This is a genomic window from Bradyrhizobium viridifuturi (assembly GCF_001238275.1).
Taxonomy (GTDB): Bacteria; Pseudomonadota; Alphaproteobacteria; order Rhizobiales; family Xanthobacteraceae; genus Bradyrhizobium; species Bradyrhizobium viridifuturi.
In genome coordinates this window covers 1-19,778 of record NZ_LGTB01000074.1, presented here as the reverse complement: position 1 = coordinate 19,778, position 19,778 = coordinate 1, and the positions used below count along the sequence as shown (strand labels likewise).

Here is a 19,778-nt window from a genome sequence, read left to right as displayed (position 1 = left end):
GAACTTGAAAGATCGACTTAGCCAAATCCAAGCCTACCGTGATAATCTTTTCCATGGAACGGTCCTTCCTTTGTGGCGCCTCTCTACGCGACCACGTTAGGCACTTTTGATGCCGGTTCGAAGGGCCGTTCCCCACCATCAATCTTGGTGCAGCTCGATTATTCTGCGCCAATTAGTCTAGCTTGAAGCAGATCGATTTTCCCGCGGCCGTACATTCGACGTCTGACGAGTTTGAGGCGCGTGATCTGACCTTCAGTCTGCCCGTTGGACCACGGCGAAGTGATGGCTGCCCGAACGGCCGCTTCATCCTTGACGACTCCATTGGCGAACGAGACTACGAGACTGGCGCGGGCGCGCTCGATCCATGGCGCGAGTCCCGCTCCCGCCTTGCGCCGGATGATCAAATGGAATTCGGTGATGATCTCGCGTGCCTCGACCAGGTTTGGCACGCCAGCCTCGATCGCCGCGACCGTGACGGTCTCCGCTTTCGTGAGCACGTCCCGCCTGATTGTCATGAGGCGCGCGATCGTTCTGGCCGATGGAATCCGCTGAAGATTCTGGGCGTCGGCATTTTCAGCCCGTCGTCTGCGGGGCGCCCACTCGCTGATGACGCGGAGCGAGCCGCGGAAGCCACGCTCCGTTAAACGGCGCCAAAGCTCAGCACCGTTTCGGCAACCGGCTGCCCATTGACCGTTGAGCCATGGCAGGTGCTGATCGAGCGAACTCTGCCGGGTCCGGAAGATATCATGGCGTTCGCCGCGGATCACCTGCCGTACCCAGCTACCTGCTATGGCCAGTCTGGCGCACGATCTGTTTGATGGGAATGCCGTTCTTCGACAGGGCCAGGATGGCCGCATTGGTCTCCTCGCGGCGTAGATAGCCGTCATACTGGAGGCGCTCGGCGGCTGTTAGCAGCTTGGGATCGATCGTGGTCGCACCGATGACGGTGCGTATCTGGCGCGTTGATTTGCGGACGGCGTCAAGGAAGGCTCGACTGGCGTTCTCCATCAGATGCCAGCGGTCGGCGACCTGGACCGCGTGCGGCAGCGCCTTTGCCGCGGCTTCGCCATAGCCCCCGCCGCGGTCGCGGGCAACGATCATCATCGTGGGATGCTCGGCGAGCCAGGCTTGCGTGGTCGCTGGCTCTCGATCGGGCAACAGAGTAATGATCCGACGCCTTTCCAGGTTGCAGATGATGCTGGCGTACCGATGATTGCGCCGCCATGCCCAATCATCAATGCCGATAACCTTGAGCGGGTCAGCTGGCGGACGGTGACGGCGTCGGACCACGCGCAAGAGCGTATCCTTGCTGACCGGCAGCATCAGCCGCTTTGCGAAGCCTGCTGCCGGTCGACCGCCAAGCGCCAGACCGAGGTGATGGACGATAGCGTCGAGCCTTGCCGTGCGTCGTGCCGATGGTGCCAGTACGCCTTCAGCGAAGCGTTCCGTGAAGATTTGACGCCCGCACAGGACCGCATCGCAGCGAAAGCGCCGCCGAAACACAAAAAGTTCACCTGCCGCGATTGCGAGAAAATCAGCCAGCCGCCGGCACCGTTCCATGCCACGCCGCGCGGCTTCATCGGTCCGCAATTGCTGGCGACGATCCTGTTCGACAAGTTCGGCGTGCATATCCCGCTCAATCGCCAGAGCGCGCGCTTCAAGGCTGAGAGGATCGCTTTGCCGCTATCGACGCTGGCCGACCAGGTCCGCCACGGAACCTTCGCCGTCATGCCGCTGTTCCAGCTGATCGAGCGTCATGTGCTCGCAGCCGAGCGCCTTCATGGCGACGACACCACCATCCGCATCCTGGCGGAAGGGCAAGTGCGCGACCGGGCCAATCTGGACCTATGTGCGGGATGACCGGCCCTACGGTGGGCCGGCGCCGCCGGCTGCGGTCTATTACGCGCAGAGCGATCGACGGGGCGAGCATCCCCAGAAGCATCTGGCCGCCTTCGCCGGTATCCTGCAAGCCGATTGCTATAGCGGCTTCGAGCCCTTGTTCGACCCGCAAAGGAAAGCGATGCCGATCACGCCGGCATTTTGCTTCGCCCATGCGCGGCGGGGCTTCTTCGAGCTGGCCTACATCGAGAAAACCGCTCGGGACGGACAGAAAAGCAAACCGGTCTCCCCGATCGCTCTGGAGGCGGTCAGGCGTCTTGACGCCCTGTTCGAGATCGGGCGCGCCATCAACGGCCGCAGCGCCGACGAGCGGCGCGCCGTGCGCCAGGAAAGAAGCAAGTCGCTGCTCGACGACATGCATGGCTGGCTGCTCCGCGAGCGAGAAACTCTGTCGCGTTCCTCCGAGGTCCTGAAGCCCATGAACTGCATGATCAGGCGCTGGGACGACTTTGTCCGCTTCCTCGACGATGGCAGGATCTGCCTCAGCAACAACGCCGCCGAAAGAGCGTTGCGCGGCATCGCCCTGGGAAGGCGCAACTGGACCTTCGCCGGGTGCATGCGCGGCGCCGACCGCGCCGCCATCACGCTGACGATGATCACGACCTATCGCCTGAATGACGTCGATCCCAAGGCTGGCTCGCCGACGTCCTGGCCCGTATCGCCGATCTTCCTGCTTCGCGACTGCACGAACTGCTCCCTTGGGAATGGAAGCTTGTGCGCCAAGCCGGCAATCCCGACGATCAGCAAGCCGCCTGCCCCTCACACAATCATCATACAACTCGCCACGCCCGCGCGTAGGTGTGGATCAGGCGGCCTTCGTCGTATGGGTAATAAATCCCGACGATTGCAGCGATCTAGATATTGAGGAGCGCGCCGAGGGTAATGAGCGTAAGCCGAAGCTGCGTTGCAGCAGGGATGAAGACACCAATCCCAAGCTGGACCAACATGGTCAATGCGCTGCGCCCGCGAGCGGCCGCGCTCTGTAGCTCAGCGGGACTGCACTCGAGAAAAAATGCTGCGGCTTTCCTCAGGATGCGATCGAAGAAGCGAGTTGCAGCAATAAAGCTCAGGTTCTCGGCTGCCATGAAGGAGAGATACTGCAACATGCGCTGCAATGCAGAGGCGACGCTGACCAAAACCGCATATCCCGCGAAACTCCAAGCTATCACCGAGATGTCGTCGCTGAGCGGAAGACGATCAATGAGACACGAAAATACATAGGGGCCTGCGACGCAGCTGGCGCTGGAGAGTACCGCCACCGCCGCAACCATGAGAAGTAAGGGCCGAGCGGATCGCCAGTACGCATGCAGAATTTCGGAAGCCGGCGGCAATACGCTATCGTTGACCTGATGTGGCTGATCCGCGGAATGGGCTTTGCTTGCACTAAGAGAGGTGACGTGGCCATGCGATCTGAATTCCATACAATCTCACGTAAAGATGCGGCTCAGCGAAATTTGCTGCAATTTGCCGTTACTAGACGTCAGCCCAATTCTGTCCAGCGCCGTCCTCCAACTGCCGACATTGGTAGGTTGTCGCCCACCTTCTCACATGAGAGAGTGTCCGTCATGGCTCGACCCGTTGCCGCGCCATCTCTTTGGCTTTTGCTGAAGCCCAGACTTGAGACGAGAAGCTCGATCACCCGGAGATTGACATGAAGAGCGCAACTGCTTACACGCCTAAGCGGCGATTGCGGCCCGAGACAACTGACCTCCCCTTGCCGGTGCTGCCACCTCCCACTATTGAGGGAGAGAAGGCCCCTTTCCCTAACGACAGCGCCAACCAGGGCTACCTTTAAGATCATTCGTCACTTCGTTACCGCCTCTCACACGAGAGGCGGTAACGATTAAGTCCAGGAACAAATGCTCAAGGCCACTCTGAAAATAGCCGATCTGGAAAGCTTCGATCCTTTTGCCAAAGGCAGTTCGATACAGTTTGGTGAAAGCTACATCTGGCCATTTCAACATAAGAGCCTTGAGAGCTCGTTAGTGACGAGCTCTGAGCAATGGTTCTTCGTCATACGTGAGCGTCAAGGAGCGGCGGACGAAGCTGGCGTTCATTCGGTCGTAATAGCCCATGTGTCTGCGGATCAGTTTCGTCAGAACTACCAGAAATGCATGCACTGGCCGCTCGATTTTATCGTGATCGAAGGCGCTCGCCGGGGTCCTCGGTTGCGTGTACGAGCAGGCCATATTGGCAGCCTCCCAATTTACTTCCACGTGGAGGAGCGCACTCGCACGGTTACGCTCTCCTGGGATTTTGTCGAGTTTTTGGATAAATCGAGAACGATTGATGCAGAAATCATAAGCCATCATCTATCGATGAGAACGTTCTACTCTGCGCGGCAGGCCTGCGTAGGCGTTAACCTGCTGACCGCTGGCGCCACCTTGTACGTCGACAGATCGCGAACGTCATTTGAGTATGGGACGACAACTTCATCAGCCCCTGAGCTCTCTGGACGAGAGGACAGCAATCATGTCCTTGAGTTTTCTAATACTCTTCAGGCGGTTGTTCGTTCGCGGCCGACCGCCTTTTGCGCAAGTGCTGTGGAGCTGAGCGGGGGAATGGACTCCGCTTCCGTCGCAATTGCTGTTGGCGAGAGCATAGAGCCGCTAGCATGTGGCGGGATACTATTGGGCGACGGGAGTAGCCCCAAGCAGGGTGACCGCCGAGCGAGCATTTTGAGCGCACTGAATTGCCGCGATCACAAAGTTGAAATGCGCGACTACATGCCGGCGATTGATTTAGATCTCGACCCGAAAGGACGCCTGCCACTAATTTCTGAATATTACTTTGAGGCGTTCGGGTCGCTCTGGGATCGGTTTCGCGGTGATGGCTGCGAAATTATCTGGTCCGGCATAGGAGGAGACGAGTTTTGCGCTCGCTTCACCAGCGACGAGGATGAACTCAGGTCTCCATCTTCACCCTACCTGGATATCGCGCTTGGGCTTGCAGAAGACCTATTGACGAAACGCGGGCTCGACGCCGCTCGTTCATCCTTCCTTTTTAGCGCCCCCATCAGTGCAACTCAATCCACAACTCTGCTCGCAAATCTTTGTCATGCTCGTCCACTCGCGACGCGAGGACTGTGGCCCGTCCGCCCATTTGGCGATCCGAGATTGATCAAGTTTGGAGCCCAGCTTCCATTTGCACTTCGCTCGCGCAAGGAACTCCTCCGTTGTTACTTGCGTGAGCGCTTGGGCTCCGACGTATTTCCACCCGGTTACTCAAAGGAGACTTTTGCACTTGTACTGCCAAGGGCAATTATGGCTCGTTCGGACATAATTTCATCCCAGCTTGCTTCTTGCGCCTTGGCCGACTTCGGCTTGGTTTCGCAAGAGGCTGTCATGGCGCTCTTAAACAGGGTGATAACAACACGCGAATTTTCCGCGACAAGCACTTTGGCTCGGTTTTTATGGGCGGAACGGTTTGTTCGGCAACTCTGTTGACTGTGCCATTATCAACGATGCAACATTCCCGGGCAAAGCACGGGTCATTGCAGGTACCGCTTAGACCAGTTTCAAGGATAGCGTGTTGATGTCGAGATCTAGGCCGGGGCGTCTTACGCGACATCGTGAAGGTGAAGTCGAGCTGCGAGCGGCAGTCGCTTTACGCGGCAATCAGACAAGTCGTGAATACCCTCGGCAATCGTTGCCGGCTAGTGACGACATGGTGGGCGAACTCGGCGCGTCCCGCCCTTTCGTCCGTCCCACATTAGGTAGGCGACATGAAACAGCATGTCCGAGCGGCGTCAGCTGCGGTCGCGTTCGCTTACCATCGCCGCTGCGATGTCCTCAGCGTGTACGAACGCGAAACCAAAACGTGCAACGAGATTAGTGTCGCCGTATGCGGAAGACAAGTGGACGGATATGACCGCGACCGTGAATGCCAGGTCAGCGGCTTGTTACCGTACCTATATTACCAGGGCGCGAAATCGCCTTGGATACTGAGCCCCGGGACGTCGGAGATATGCATCGGCTATGAGGACGACACATTGTCCTTCTTTTCGGTGAAAATCATCAGCGGTCACGTTCAGGTATTTGATTGCCGCCAAGTCCTGCCCTTCACATACTCAGTATGGTGGAGAGACGCGCAATCCGATAGCTGCTGACGCCCCTCGGTTCGCCGAGCCGAGTGGTTTCTGCGGCGGAGTCAGGCCGGGACGACGTTGAACTGGATGCGCAAGATGGGTATCGCGGGCGCTGGGACCAAGGTCGAGCACGACGAGGCCGGCGGCGGGCCACAAGATCTATCCCTATTGTTGCGTCAACTTGACGATCGCCCGGCCAAACCAGGTATGGGCGGCCGACATCACGTATCTCCACCGCCCATCAGCCGCGGCTTTCTTTGTCTCGTCGCCATTGGTTGTTATTAACCGGACACCCTTCTGAATGAGAGCAGACGTACAGCTAATGACGGCGGCGGCGTGAAATGATTGGACCAATCTCTTCATCGTGTGCAACGATAAGTGGACGTCGAACTGCTCCGACAGTTGAGCCAGCGTTCGATCGCCCTTGATGGCGGCGAGCGCCACCTTCGCCTTGAAAGCCGGTGTGTGGTTGCGGCGTGCTCGTCTGCTCATCGTCTCTCCTGATTCGCGGGTCAATCTTGCCCGCCGTCAGGCAGAAACTCCCGGACTGTTCGGATCACGAAACCGGCTCTGTTATAACGACATCGATGACCGACTTTGATAGTAGACCGTTCAAGCAAGCGGTGCTAACTATAACCCAAGATGCGTTCAGCCGCCCTTAAGTCGAGGTATGAGAATAACGTTGACGCCTAGCGGATTGTTGGGGGTCACCTCCCTTATCCCTGCAACCAACTGCGCCATGTAGGGATGACCGTGGATGTAAAAATCTGTCGTGGGCTGGAACGACCTCGGGAAGGCGTCGAATCTATTCAGCACGCCGAGCAGCACGTCCGGGGCCGGTTGGGGACCGTGATTCCAGTCCGACCCTACGATGTGCGTGAAATCGCGGTTTAATCTCCTTGCCCGCAGATCGAACGCCAAACATGACAACTGCCGCGGCAGGTCCACATGGCTTGTGCCTCCGGCTAATTTCCCCTCGGGCTTCCCTTTCGAACTGCTGGGGTCCCCCGCATCCCGCGCACTGTACGGCTCCACGAGTTTTTCGGCTTGACCTTTCTCCAACTCCGCAATGAAGTCCGTAGGCCATTGCTGGATGAGATGCGCGCGAAGCCTCCCCATCATGTCTCGCCAGCGCCTGTGGCGCTCGCAGGGCGACATCGAAATTGCCGCCTCAATCTTACCTGCTATGTCATCAATGTTGTTTGGATCGACGAGCAGCGCCTGGTCCAACTCTTTCGCCGCGCCGGCAAATTTAGACAAAATCAGCACGCCGGGATCGGTCGGATCTTGTGCCGCGACATATTCTTTCGCCACCAGGTTCATGCCATCGCGCAAGGGCGTTACCAAGGCGACCTTTGCTGCGCGGTACAGACTTGCAAGTTCGGCTTGGCCGAAGCCCTCTTCGACATAGCTAATCGGAGACCAGTCGCCTTCACGATAACGGCTGTTAATATCGCCGACGAGGCGGGCGACATTCTTCCGTAGATCGCTGTAGGCCTCAATGCCGCTGCGCGATGGGATCGCGATCTGCAATAGCGAAATTGTGTGCGTGAGATCCGGCCTTTTGGTCCATAAGCGGTCTAAAGCGTTGAGGCGCTTGTCGATACCCTTGGAGTAGTCGATCCGGTCGACGCCGATTGCAATCTTTTCACAATTGAGACTGCGCCGTATCCACGAGATCCATGGCTCCGACGCGGCGACCGCGCTCCATCGCGCGAACGTGTCCACATCGATCCCGATCGGAAACACCTGGCATCGCGTCACGCCACGACTTGGTGAGATCACGACACCGTCCCCGCTGACTGTCAGGTCGAGGTCGGCGTGGACACAAGCAAGGAAATTCTTCCGGTCATCGTCGGTCTGAAAGCCGATCAAATCGTACGCAAGCATCGATTCGACCAGTTCGCATTGATACGGCGCAAGCTGCATCACCTCAGGCGCCGGCCATGGCGTGTGCAGGAAGAAACCGATCGGCTGCTTGATGCCGAGCTTACGCAGCTCGGTCCCGAGCGTGAGGAAATGATAATCATGCACCCAGAACGCGGTCGCCTCCTCGAACTGGAGCATTTCTCGCGCCATGATGGCGTTTATCTTGCGATAGCTGACATAGTCTGCTTCCGACACGTTGATGAGGTCGGTGCGCCAATGCAACGCCGGCCATAGTGCCGAATTGGCAAATCCCTCATAATAGCCGCGATAATCCGCGGCAGGCACATCCACCCTCACAAGCTTGCCTTTGCCAAGCTCCTTGACAGGCGGCTCTTTCTCTTGACCAACCTGCAATGGAGGAGAAGGCCCCACCCAGATTGCTCCCGATTGTTGCACCACGGGACGCAGGGCCGCCTCAAGCCCGCCTATCTTGGGTTCATTGGCATCACCGCTGGCAACCCGGTTCGACACTACGACGAGAGTCACAAGTTGTCCTTTCCGCGTTTGCCCGGCGTTCAATCAACTTGCCAAGGTTGATCGCCGAAGATTTGCGGCCTGACACCTGACTGCCCTCGACGACTTCATGTGGACGACTTCATGTGCGCTTCGTCGGCTGTTACGAAACACCCGCAAGACAAATATGGTCATTCAGGCGCCCAATGCACCAATGGCTTCGTCTCGAGAAGGAAGCCTTCCCAAGGCCAACCAACGCATTACCGGTTTTCGCGGACAAAACGGCTTGTATTTTCTTTCGGCGACGCACAAGCCCCTACGCGTCGTCCATCTGGCCGCTTGAGCGGCTCCGAGCCGCCTCGTGAGAGAATTGTTGTCTATACGATCAAGCCGTCGCGGTGCGCGAACGGCCATTTACACAACGTTGAGCTCCATTACTGCCTACCTGGCTTGGTATGTGACACAAGGACGCGTTCGCATGGTACGACCGAACGTCTGTCACGCTCGATAAATATTGTTAAGAGACCAAAATCGTCTCCGCAGGTTTCATGCCCGTTCTTGTAAAGCCCCGCACATTGGGTTTGTTGACCAAATGCGAGCGTCGTCCCCCAGGGGCCAGCCTCATCATTTCGGTTTTCGCGATGTTCGACCTCGCCACTCCGGGCGCCCTCCGTCTGCAGGGCGAGCAGGACCTTTGGATTATGGCCGCAAAGGAGCTTCCACCTGGCACCCCTCTCGACATCGGCATGCCCAAGCCGCAAGCCGAACTGCTCATCGGTGGACATGCGGCGGCGCCGAACGGACGGCCAACCGAACGCATGATGTTGGGCTTTGCACTCGGGCCGATCCAAAAGCATCTTCTGGTGACCGGCGACCGCTATTGGCAGATGACAGGGTCCGGCTGGCGACCGACAGCCGTCCAGCCGTTCAAGCAAATGCCGCTAACGCGGCAACGCGCGTTTGGCGGGCCAGACTACGCGGCGAACCGGGTCGGCGTCGGTCATGAGGCGCTCCGCCGCAGTAAGGCCGGCGAACTGGTGGCCCTGCCTAACGTAGAAAGCCCCGAGCACGCGATTCAGTTGATTGAGTCTACCGTGCGATCCGCAACTTTCGGACCAATTGCGGTTGACGATGAGGAGCGCTTACAATACGCGGGCACCTATGACACCGCCTGGCTAAAATCAGTTGCCCCCGGGCTCGCGACCGACGCCGATCCGCGGCTTTTTCTGTTCGCTCCGCCAGACCAACGCATGAGCGGCTTCATCTGCGGCGGAGAACCCTACGCGCTGCAGAACTTCTCCGCCGAGCATCCGTTGATCGAAGGCCGCCTGCCCGCCTTTCGCGTGCGGTGCTTCATCGGCTGGCGCGATGCGACGCGTGGCGTCACAGAACTACAGACACGCATCGATACCTTGTGGCTGTTCGCCGGAGCCCGCCGCGGCGTCATGATCTACCGCACCGCGATCGCCGTGCGGGAATTGGATGGCAGCGACATTGGCGACGTTATGGTCGCTTACGAGCAACAAAGCGAACCTGCGCGGCCGTTCGATCATTATCTGAAAGTTCGGCAACTGCGGCTCGACCCGGCGAGCGCCGCACGGCATGCCTTTTCGGAACATCAACTTGCTCCCGAGATTTCGGCTGCCGAACGCGAACACCGCGCAGCGCGACGTCGGGATCTGGCCGAACAGCGCGCAGTTCAACAGCTCGCCTCCATGCGCTGGGCCCTCGATCAGGTACTCGCGCGCGTTGAGCTTCCGCCTTCGCTGCGCCCGACGATCGAGATATCGTCGATTGAACCGTCTGGCGTTCCGGAACTGTTACCGGAGGAACTCGAGAGCGGCGAGATCGAATTGGCCGAGATCCTCGACGCTGTGGAGAAGGTACAGGCCAAGGCAGACTCTGATGTCGAGAAGCTCGAAGCTCAATATCAACCCATATACGCGGCCTATGAGAAGGTCGCCAGTAGAAACGCTGTATCGAGCGATGTCGACGCCTTGTTTGCCGCGCTCTCCTCCGCGGATGCGGCGGAGTCGTTGGACTCACACTTTGAGCAAGCTCTGGCATTGCCAGCGCAACCGGACACCGATCCGGCCCTCATCGGCGATATCGAAGACAAGCTCGCACGCGCGAAACAATGGCGTGGCGAAATCCTTGATGCGGTAAGCTCATCGCTAGATGAACATGAGCAACTCGAACTTGCCCATGCTCGGTTCTTTAACTTGTCGGCTGGACGACCGCTAGAGCCAATACGCGGCGCGATATCAGATAACGCATTTACAGTTCCAGATATTCCGCGGCTGGTACTGCCCGAAGAAGCGCGGGACGTTAAGCCCGAGGCGACGCAACGCTCGGCTTTTGAAGAAATAGTGGCGCGGATCGAGGCCTCTGGTACACCACCTGACTCCGCTCAACGCGCGCGTACGGCGCTCATTGATGCTGAAGCAGCGCTCAAAAGGGCCATTCCTGCGTTACCATGCGATGACCGCGAGCCGCTCGGGGCTTTGAATGCGCCGGATCAAACGACAAACGTTGTGGATCTGGAGGCAGGGATCACCTCGGCGAAAACGGAATCTGCGAAAGCATCGACTGTCCTGCGAACCGAGATCGACAAAGCGGAAGATCAGCTGGCAGCGGGCATGGCTGCGACAAGGCGCGCCTCACTCAAGGCGCTCAAGCCTGACCCGATGCTGGCACCGGCCGTCGCGCATGCGCTGGGGGATCTGGCGGAAGAAGAGTTCCGGCGCGGCGGCACGATTGCTGGTCGGGATCTCGCCGGCGCCGACCTCTCCGGGCGGCAATTCGCCAACGCGGACTTCTCCGGCGCCTTTCTTGAACGCGTAAAGCTGAACGGGACCAACCTGGCTGGCGCAAAACTAGTGAAAGCCGTACTGACCGGAGCAACGCTCATTAACGCCGATTTCAGTGCGACCGATCTCAGCGAAGCCAATCTCGGAGAAGCCGACTGCCGCGGAACGTATTTTGCAGGCAGCCAGCTTGTGCGTACCAACGTTCTCGGCGCGCGCATGGCCGGCGCATGCTTCGACCAGGCGCGGCTTGTCGAGCTCCAATTTTTGCGGGTACCGATGATCGGAGCAACCTTCCGTTCTGCGCAACTACATCAATGCTCGTTCATCCAAGCTGCGCTCGACAACACCGTCTGGCGGCAGGCCGTTCTTGCGCGCGGACAATTCATGGATTTATCGTTATCGGGCGCTAGCTTTGCTGGCGCGCGAGTTGAGCAAACCTGCTTTCTCAAGGTGGCAGCGCCGCAACTCGATCTCTCGAGCTCCCAATTTGATCAGGTCAGCTTCATCGGCGACATCGATCTGCGCGATGCCCGCTTTGGCCGCAGCAGCGCCGAGGGGCTCTCCTTTCAGGCGGCCGATCTCAGCGGCGCGGACTTCACGATGGCCAGGCTAAACGGGATCTATTTCGGCAAGTCGGCGCTCGCGCGCGCCACTTTCCGAATGGCATCGCTGAAGCGCGCGGTCTTCAGTGGCAACAATCTGCGCGGCGCCGATTTCTATGCGGCCAACCTGCTCGAGGCACATCTCAATCAGACCGACTTGGCCGGCGCCAGCCTGCGCCATGCAAATCTCTATGGCGCAGACCTGATGGAGGCGTCCTTGGTCGCGGCCGACTTGAGCAACGCAAACATCGACCACACGGTCATGATGGTCACGCGCCATGTCAATTGATCTGATATTGCAGTCGATCGACCATAAGGTCCCCGTACGCAACGCCCAGCTCGATGGCCAGATGCTATCCGGGCTGTGTCTGAATGATGGTGCTGTGCTGGAGTCTTCCTTTCGCGGCAGCGAATTCACACGTGCCCGCCTCACCGGCATGATGTTTCAGGACTGTGACTTCAGCGACGCTTCCTTCGCGGAAGCTTGCCTTGAAAAATGCGTGTTCGCCAGTTGCCGCGCTGGCGGCTCCGATTGGCGGCAAGCGCGCGTCACCCAGTCGAGGTTCATATCGTCAGATTTCAGCCATAGTGACTTCAGCGAGACGCGGTTTAGCCAGACGACAGCGATGCGTTGCGTGTTGGCCCACACCATCCTGCGCGGGGCGACCCTAACTCAAAGCGCTCTCATGGATTGTGGGCTTGCCGATATCGTCCTCAACAACGCCACGCTTTCGAACGCCGCCATAACACGGGCCGATTTGCGTAGTGCACAGATGACCGGTCTGCGTTGCGACACGATCCATTTCTCGGAATGCGATCTGTCGGAGCGGGATCTCTCCGGACTGACGTTTGCACGAGCCAACCTGAGCGGCGCCAAGCTGAACCGCACAAACCTGTCCGGCGTCGACCTCTCCGGCTCGGTTTTGAGCGACGCGAGCCTGGTGGGTGCTGATCTCTCCAGCGCGACCGCCCCGAGCACACTGTTCGTCAGGGCTGACCTGCGGGCCGCAAGTTTGCGTAATGCCGATTTGACGCATTGCATCTTCCAAGAGGCGACCCTCGACGGCTGCGATCTATCCGGCGCAACATTGGCGATGTCCGTTTTCACACGGGCATCGGCCAAGTGCGCCTCGTTTGCCGGCGCCGATATGTGCTATGCGCTGATGCACCACGCCAAGGTCGACGGCAGCGACTTTTCCGGCTCGCGCTTTCTGCGGACTGATTTTCATTGCGCGTCGACTGAAGGTAGTCTGTTCGCGGCCCAGCGCGGGAGTGCCCTGCCGACTGTACCTGAACGCGCCATCGCCGAACTCTACGATGCAAGCCGCGTCATCTTGTTCAACGAAGGGTGTTAGACAAATGACTTTTGTCAATTCAAGCGGCCCGATGTTGGGGGTGGATCATGCGTTCCCCGACGTCTGCAAGACGCCCTCCGGTCCTGCTGTGGTGCCTATCCCCTATCCAAACGTCACTATGAACACGACGGCTATTCCCACGCAGTCCCGGTGCCTGATCATGTGTATGCCTGCACACAACATGACGACCGAACGCGCGTTCTCGATGGGTGACAACGCTGGTGCGGCCCTCGGCGTGATCTCTGGACTTGTCATGGGTCCGGGCCGCGCCAACGCAGGATCGGACAATCTGTCAATTGGAGGGTCCCCAGCAACCAAAATGGGGATGCCGACCAAGCAGAATGGTGCGAATCCCAACGCGTTCGGACTTTCGATATCGCCCTCTCAGACCCGCTTAATGGCCCAGCGCTAACCTGCCGACTTCCATACGACATTGGATACCTGCCATGCCAAATGCCTATACGCGAGTGGTCGTTCCAGAAACGCCGTCCTCTCCGTTCACCAAGTCGAGTTATCTGCGCCTCGGCTCTTATTCGAGCGAAGAGGCAAGAATTGTCACGGGTCTCACGACGGCTGTTGGCGACGATCCGGCGGCGCTTAGCAAACAAGAAAGCGACAACGCTGGCATACTTGCCTTCACCAACAAGGACGTCCAGGCAAATGTCGAAGGCGCTGCGCTGCTGAAGATCGGTCGCGGGCAGACCACCGAGGTCACGAATGGTAACTCCCAGCTCAATGTCCCGAAAGGTACTCATGAGATCTCCGCCGAGAATGGCGTGTCCATCAGCGCTGGCGCGAATGGGACACCCGCGGACATCATCCTGACAGCCTCAAACCGCGTCAAGTTCATCAACAACGGCCACAAGTTGGAAAAGACCGTTGGTAACTCGGAAAAAGAGACGATGGGTGACACCAAGGAACTGTTTCAAGGCACCAAATTCACCTGCATGAGAGGCGCAGTGACTACGCTGACGATGGCCAGGAACGTATCCATGTTTTATGGAGAAGCGTTCAACTTCAAGCTATCCCGCGAATGTTCATTCAATCTGAGCGATATGAGTTCTATTACGATCGGTAGCAAACTCGACGTTGTCGAAGGAAGTGACACCAAGCAAGTGATTGGAAGCTCGACCAAGCATGTTTTTGGACCTGACTTCAAATCGGCGGACAGTGCTACCAAGATTCTCAGGACAAGCGACTTTAAGCTCGCTCCCGTTGAGGACTTTAAGTCGGTCGGCCGCGACATGAAAATTTGCAAGACCAGCATGTCGATAACCGAAGAAGATTTGAGAAAGGGGCAATTGAATGCGGAACAGCACAAGATTGTGGCCCGAAGAGCTGAAATCATGTCCAGTACCGGCAATGAGGAAGTCATACAGAAGCAGTTGATAAACTTCATGTAGCCAGCAAGGTAGGAAGAATGATGATCCGCGCCGCAAACACCGACATCTTGGCGATGGACGAGCGCTTGCTTGAACCTGGACAACATCCGGCCCGCGTCGTGTCAGTCAGCGACGACGGCACCACGGTGGAGGTCGAACTCGCTGGCGCTCGCCACGCGGCGACGGTGGCTGTTGGCTGCCTGGTCCGGCCGATGCCAGAGGACATGGTGTTGCTCTTCGCCGACGTGGAGCAGGTCTTCGTCGTGACCGTGCTCGAGCGAGCGGCTTCCGGTGGTGGCATGGTCCGCCTGCCGGGGGGGCGCAAAATGTCGATTGAGGGCGAAACCGTCACTCTCGCTGCGCGCCGACGCCTGTCCTTGCGCGCCGATCGCATCGATCTGCAAGCTAAGGTGTTTGCCGTGCTCGCGAATAAAGCCACGTGGATCGGGAAGCTCTACACGCTAATTGCGCAGCGTGTCCAATCCTCGGCGCGGATTCAGGAAGCGAGCGCCGAGCAGCTTACGGTGAAGGCTGTCGAGCGCGTCGCGGTGATCGAGCGGCTCGATTCGTTGCGAACCGAAACCCAAGTCATTAGGGTGACCGGCATTGCTTCCGAGGCGGCCCACAGCAAAATAATCGCGGTGAGCGAGGATCTCCGCCTCGACGGCAAACGCGTCACGGTTGCATAACGAGATGCTGTCCACTGGCATGCGGGCGCCGAACCGGCAGGACCGGGTTAGAACGGTCCGGGAGTTTATTGCGGCTGGCCGGCTCGAGGAGGCGGAGGAGCTACTGGATGGGCTCGTCGACACAAGCGATCCGGATACGCTCAATGCAAGGGCCGCTCTGGCGCTTGCGCGGAGGCGAACTGAGTTTGCGTTCGACATGCTAGCTGAAGCGGCGACCGTTTACCCCGAACATGCAGGCCTCACCGCTAACCTCGGCATCGCCCACGGATTGCTCGGGCGTGCTGAAGAGGCGGTGATCTGCCTCGAACGCGCGGCGGCTCTCGCCCCGCGCAATGAGGAGATCAAGCTGGCGCTCGCTCATGCCTTGCTAAGCCGCGGCGATGTTGCGGAAGCCCGGGCGATGACCGAGACGGTTGTTCGAGACGAGCCTGGAAATGCGCGGGCCCTCCTTCAACTCGGCGCGATCGAGTTCGCTTTGGGCCGCAGCTCGGCGGCTGAGGCCGTACTCCGTCGTGCCACTGAGATTGCTCCAGACGATCCCGATACGCTACGCAACTTATCGGTCGTCATGCTCCAACGCAGCTGCCTTGACGAGGCGCTCAGCCTTGCCGAGCGCGCGCATCTGCGCGCCCCGCTCGATATAGCTGGGCTCTTGCATCTGGCTTATTGCCGCGCCGCAACTGGACTGTGGCAGCAAGCGGAAGCCATCTGCAAGAAGTTGCTCGCCTACATACCGGCTCATGTTGAAGCCCACGAAATCTTGGCCCGCGTTACCATTGCCAAGGGTGAGGCGGACCGAGGCATTTCGCAGCTGACGCAATTCGTTCGCACTCGCAAATCTGAGCCCTCAGCCACGCTTGCTCTGGCACGTGTGTTACAGCTCGTTGGCCGATTCGATGAAGCTTTCGAGCTTGCCAGCCACGTCCTGCACACACGACCTGAGAATGAAGCAGCGAAGTCGCTACAGACGACGCTTGAGCTGACGCTCGGCCACTTCCCGATGCCCGAGCCATCCGTCTTGGCACATGTGAGTCAGATAGTCGTGCCGCCGACGATGGGTGCCCTTGAGTTCATCGCACTCGCTCGTCTCTTGCGTCGGCTGCCGAGCCCGCAAGATGTACATGTGGTTGCGCAGCCACGTCATCAGGCTCTTCTTACCAACCTCGCCGAGCAGGTGATTTTAGACGAAGCGGGGCCCACCAGCTCGGCTATGCCGCTGCAATCATTATTGCGTGTTCTGCCGACCGACGCCCGCAACATTGCCGATGGCATTCCCTACCTTCGCCCCGAGGCCGAACTGCTCACCAAATGGCGGGATGCATTGGCCGCGTTCGCAAGGCCTCTGGTGGGAATCGTGTGGGAGGGTGGCGCGATCGGCCTATCGATGGAGCAAGTCGCGGCTGCGACTCCAAACTCCGTCACGCCTGTCAGTTTGATGAGTGGCGCGCAACGGCATCACATGAAACGTTGGAGTCGCCCCGTCGATGCTGGCGTGCATATCGAGAGTCCTGCGGAAATGATCGCTGCGATCGCCAATCTCGACGCCGTGATCGGGCCCGACAACTTCGCCATCCATATCGCCGGAGCGCTTGGCGTTCCTGGCGTAGTTTTCGTGCCGCCCGGCTATCCCTGGTATTGGGCTCAGGCAGACGGCAAGCCACTGTGGTATCCATCGTTCGAAGTTGTCGTGCAGGAAGGGCTCGGTAGCTGGGCTGGGGCGATCAATAAAGGTCGGCGTCGGCTTGAGGCACTGCTGCGCGCATCAACGAGCGATTGAGTCACGTTCTCTCAGACATCCGGAAGGCTGCGGGTCCGGCCTCCTTCCAGACTGAGAGCCGTGAGGTCTGTTTAAAAGTACAAGGGGCGACTGGCGCGATTGGACTTTCCGGTGTCGGAAGGCAGAAGCTGAAAGGTGCTGATATGCCCGGGAGATCCAGTCGGAAGGTCGTTCTGCCGAACGCGTTTAGAACGTCACAGAATCTAACTAATCATCACTTCCGGTGGTTAGTAATTGCTTCGGAATATGAAGCTTTCTCAGTTATTGGCCCCTGCTATTTGGTCAAACTTATTATCGGGCCCGAACAACTCGAGCAGTAGGTCAGGCCGTCCCAGACTGGATCATTGCCGCAGGTCTCCAAAGAGACCCCGTCTGGCGGAGTGGGTAGGCGATCGGCTATCCTTTCAATTACTTATAATTTTTGCCTCGACAGCGGCTCCCAGTTCGATGTCGGTCAGCCGCGATAGTCCGCGCCAGATCACGGTATTTCCTGGAGGCGGATCGTTGGCTCGGGCCAAGTATCCTCCTAACCGCGCGATCTTGACCACATAGTGCGAGAGCGTGCTTCGTCGAGAGCAATCGCCACCCCTGTCTTTCACAAAATGACCAAGAAGCCTGATTTCGGGATCTGTCAGCGCGGTTTGCGGTAGGGCATTCGGTGAGGAGCGATTGAGCATCGTCATCCAGAAAACGCGCCAACTCACAATGCAGAAGACCGCGATCAGATTGACCAGACGCTCAGCGGTTCGCAATTTTGAGTCCTCTGCTTTGCAACCAGATTTGAGGATCTTATGGAAGACTTCGATCTTCCATCTCAACGCGTACCATTCGATCTTCTCGATGGCGTCCTTGCGCGATCGGACCGGGAGATCGGTGAGGAGCTTCTACTCGATCTTCTTTCGCCGCTTCGGCCTTCCCTGCTCCTGAGCGTGGATCACGGTCAGAGTGAGTGCGGGATATTTGGTCTGCTTGCCGATCGGCGGCAGGACGCGTATCTTGCGATACCTGATCTCAAGAACCGCGTCGTCGGGATCGCCCTTGTCGTCCTTGACCTTGATCCGATGTAGACCCTTGATCGTAACCTCGTCCATTTCGTCGGCAATTGTATGATTGCCGTCCCCGGCAAGCCGATCAACACAGGTTCGCACCAGGAAATGCGTTCCGACCTCCTCGGCCAGGCAAAACAGCTCATAGATGCGCTCTCGCGATCACCAATATGAACGCATCGTCCGGGGGCTGCGAGAAGGTCGGTCGATTGCCGCAAATTCTCCAGCCAGCGGATGCTCTCCTTCTGCTCGATCGGCACCCGTGTCGGATTGATCTTTCGCTTCAGCGCCGTCGTCCCCTTGAACTTCTTGCGGGTCCAGAACTTGATTGCCGAAAGCCCGAGCGGAAGCCCCTCGGTCGTCACGGCGAGACTCGAATGCATCAAGATGCCGCACTGCGTGCGTCCTGCCGTCTTGCCCGTAAAGCCGATCAGATCCGGCTTCTCTCGCTTGAAGCTGAATTCCGTCGTGTCGTGGAGGACGAGGATCGGTCCCTCCGTCGCCGCTACGCGCCCGCGCGTCGCCTCGAAATGACAGCAAAGAATATCCGCCTCATTGACCCGCTCGTTGGAGAAGAAGCGATAGGCGGCCTTGGTGTTGGCCCAGTCCTGACAAACCAACGGGATGCTTTGACCCATGTCGCTTCCGACTTGTGCGAGCAATTGGCAGAACCGGCGGCCAAGCCGCTCATCCTTAATCTCGCATCCCGCAGTTTCTCGATCAACCCACGTCTCGATATCGGTCGCCAATCGCTGAGCACGCGTCTCCGCGCGTTCCTTCAACAGACCCATCGAGCACCCCACTTCCGAATCAGGTGCTCAACAATGAATCACAACAGATTCTGCCGATTCAAGATTTCGCCCGCGGCGCCTCGCTCAAATCCGACGTCAAATGTGGGTAGTTGAAAGCAAAGAGACCCCGTCTGGCGGAGTGGTTAGGCGATCGGCTATCGGCTGTTGAATTTGTGAGCCGATGTGAGCTTCTATGTCTGCGCCTAGTTCTGGAACTAGAACCTTCCATATGATCGAAGCGGTTGCCGAGCGTCTTGAGGGAGCGCCGCGGCAGCTTCGCCGACGCTGGTCGGACGAGTTTAAGGCGCAAGTTGTGACAGAGGCGCCGGAGCCTGGCGCGAGTGTCTCGGCGATCGCCCGCCGGATTGGCATTCACCCATCGCAGCTGTTCGCCTGGCGCCGTGATGCTCGGGCAGAGCGACATTGTCCCGCGCGGCACTCGAGTTGCGAGGGTGTGGTGGCGTCTGGGACAGGCGCAGTGATCGAAATTGCCATTGGCGAGGTGATCGTGCGCGCCGGCGTGGACGTCGACGAGGCGCAGTTGCAGCGGGTGATCCGGGCAGTGCGTTCGGCATGATCCCCTCCGGCGTGAAGGTGTTCCTGGCTAGCCATCCAGTCGACTTCCGCAAGGGTATCGATGGCCTTGTTGCGCTGGTACGCGATGCCGGCTCAGATCCGTTCGATGGTTCGCTTTATGTGTTCCGCGCCAAAAGAGCCCAACACGCGACATTCTGCATACAGTCTTCGAAGCGCGACAATTGCATATCCGTGGCATCCGCTTTTTCGGCGGACGCTTCAGGTCGCACCTTTCCGACGCGGCAAGGATTTGAAGTGCATCTATACCGAGGAGCGGCGTGGGTTTAGCCGCGAGGTTCCCAATTGGATGTTCGACGAAAGCTACTGTGCCGGCATGGCCCGTGGGCCGCCGCAGGTCAGTATTGAGGGGCTCAACGAATGT

The 19,778-nt window shown here is 58.7% G+C and carries 11 protein-coding genes and 8 pseudogenes; 12 read left to right on the top strand and 7 right to left on the bottom strand.

Features of this window, described 5'->3' with window-relative positions:
• Positions 1 to 158: 158 nt before the first annotated feature.
• Positions 159 to 1,572: pseudogene (locus ALC15_RS42770) on the bottom strand (ISL3 family transposase); the annotation flags it as partial.
• Here ALC15_RS42770 and tnpC point away from each other — a divergent pair.
• Positions 1,504 to 2,697 (top strand): annotated as a pseudogene (gene tnpC / locus ALC15_RS39405) (IS66 family transposase); the annotation flags it as partial. The pseudogenes ALC15_RS42770 and tnpC sit on opposite strands and share 69 nt — an antisense overlap.
• A 56-nt stretch (positions 2,698 to 2,753) precedes the next feature.
• Here the strand turns inward: tnpC and ALC15_RS39400 are convergent.
• Positions 2,754 to 3,320 (bottom strand): ABC transporter ATP-binding protein, encoded by a 567-nt coding sequence (locus ALC15_RS39400; protein WP_244486472.1) that lies wholly within the window; start codon positions 3,318 to 3,320, stop codon positions 2,754 to 2,756.
• A gap of 438 nt (positions 3,321 to 3,758) precedes the next feature.
• Here ALC15_RS39400 and ALC15_RS46985 point away from each other — a divergent pair, with 438 nt between their 5' ends.
• Positions 3,759 to 5,345, top strand: a complete 1,587-nt coding sequence (locus ALC15_RS46985) for an asparagine synthetase B family protein (RefSeq protein ID WP_244486471.1) — start codon at positions 3,759 to 3,761, stop codon at positions 5,343 to 5,345.
• A 698-nt stretch (positions 5,346 to 6,043) separates the two neighbouring features.
• Positions 6,044 to 6,259 (top strand): annotated as a pseudogene (locus ALC15_RS48070) (IS3 family transposase); the annotation flags it as partial.
• A gap of 105 nt (positions 6,260 to 6,364) precedes the next feature.
• On the opposite strand, the pseudogene ALC15_RS43875 reads toward ALC15_RS48070, so the two are convergent.
• Positions 6,365 to 6,478, bottom strand: a pseudogene (locus tag ALC15_RS43875) (transposase); the annotation flags it as partial.
• Between the two features lie 522 nt (positions 6,479 to 7,000).
• Positions 7,001 to 8,401 (bottom strand): annotated as a pseudogene (locus ALC15_RS39380) (alpha,alpha-trehalose-phosphate synthase (UDP-forming)); the annotation flags it as partial.
• Between the two features lie 515 nt (positions 8,402 to 8,916).
• Here ALC15_RS39380 and ALC15_RS39375 point away from each other — a divergent pair.
• The 6 genes from ALC15_RS39375 to ALC15_RS39350 are packed head-to-tail and all read left to right on the top strand — an operon-like array spanning position 8,917 to position 16,983.
• Positions 8,917 to 12,069: a DUF2169 family type VI secretion system accessory protein gene (locus ALC15_RS39375; protein ID WP_050631921.1), complete on the top strand. Its 3,153-nt coding sequence runs from the start codon at positions 8,917 to 8,919 to the stop codon at positions 12,067 to 12,069.
• The gene (locus tag ALC15_RS39370; RefSeq protein ID WP_050631920.1) at positions 12,059 to 13,135 is read left to right on the top strand and encodes a pentapeptide repeat-containing protein; all 1,077 of its coding nucleotides are present in this window, start codon (positions 12,059 to 12,061) and stop codon (positions 13,133 to 13,135) included. Before ALC15_RS39375 ends, ALC15_RS39370 begins: the two co-directional genes overlap by 11 nt.
• The gene (locus ALC15_RS48065; RefSeq protein WP_430649226.1) at positions 13,098 to 13,547 is read left to right on the top strand and encodes a DUF4150 domain-containing protein; all 450 of its coding nucleotides are present in this window, start codon (positions 13,098 to 13,100) and stop codon (positions 13,545 to 13,547) included. Before ALC15_RS39370 ends, ALC15_RS48065 begins: the two co-directional genes overlap by 38 nt.
• 34 nt (positions 13,548 to 13,581) lie before the next feature.
• Positions 13,582 to 14,538: a hypothetical protein gene (locus ALC15_RS39360; RefSeq protein ID WP_128089733.1), complete on the top strand. Its 957-nt coding sequence runs from the start codon at positions 13,582 to 13,584 to the stop codon at positions 14,536 to 14,538.
• 17 nt (positions 14,539 to 14,555) lie between these two features.
• Positions 14,556 to 15,206, top strand: coding sequence for a DUF3540 domain-containing protein (locus tag ALC15_RS39355; protein ID WP_050631918.1), 651 nt, complete (start codon positions 14,556 to 14,558; stop codon positions 15,204 to 15,206).
• 4 nt (positions 15,207 to 15,210) lie between these two features.
• Positions 15,211 to 16,983: a tetratricopeptide repeat protein gene (locus ALC15_RS39350; protein ID WP_128089732.1), complete on the top strand. Its 1,773-nt coding sequence runs from the start codon at positions 15,211 to 15,213 to the stop codon at positions 16,981 to 16,983.
• Positions 16,984 to 17,387: 404 nt separating this feature from the next.
• Here ALC15_RS39350 and ALC15_RS46975 read toward each other — a convergent pair whose 3' ends face one another.
• The 3 genes and pseudogenes from ALC15_RS46975 to ALC15_RS46965 form a co-directional block, all read right to left on the bottom strand.
• Positions 17,388 to 17,801: a hypothetical protein gene (locus ALC15_RS46975; RefSeq protein WP_244486470.1), complete on the bottom strand. Its 414-nt coding sequence runs from the start codon at positions 17,799 to 17,801 to the stop codon at positions 17,388 to 17,390.
• Between the two features lie 66 nt (positions 17,802 to 17,867).
• Complete coding sequence (locus ALC15_RS46970) at positions 17,868 to 18,074, bottom strand: hypothetical protein (protein ID WP_244486473.1); 207 nt, start codon at positions 18,072 to 18,074, stop codon at positions 17,868 to 17,870.
• Between the two features lie 572 nt (positions 18,075 to 18,646).
• Positions 18,647 to 18,820: pseudogene (locus tag ALC15_RS46965) on the bottom strand (transposase DNA-binding-containing protein); the annotation flags it as partial.
• A 229-nt stretch (positions 18,821 to 19,049) separates the two neighbouring features.
• Here ALC15_RS46965 and ALC15_RS47385 point away from each other — a divergent pair.
• From ALC15_RS47385 to ALC15_RS42750, 3 genes and pseudogenes are all read left to right on the top strand, one after another.
• Positions 19,050 to 19,397 carry a transposase gene (locus ALC15_RS47385; protein ID WP_050631915.1) on the top strand — a complete coding sequence of 116 codons (348 nt, stop codon included), beginning with the start codon at positions 19,050 to 19,052 and terminating at the stop codon, positions 19,395 to 19,397.
• A pseudogene (tnpB, locus tag ALC15_RS48060) lies at positions 19,394 to 19,483 on the top strand (IS66 family insertion sequence element accessory protein TnpB); the annotation flags it as partial. The gene ALC15_RS47385 and the pseudogene tnpB, both read left to right, overlap by 4 nt.
• Positions 19,458 to 19,778 (top strand): annotated as a pseudogene (locus ALC15_RS42750) (hypothetical protein); the annotation flags it as partial. The pseudogenes tnpB and ALC15_RS42750, both read left to right, overlap by 26 nt.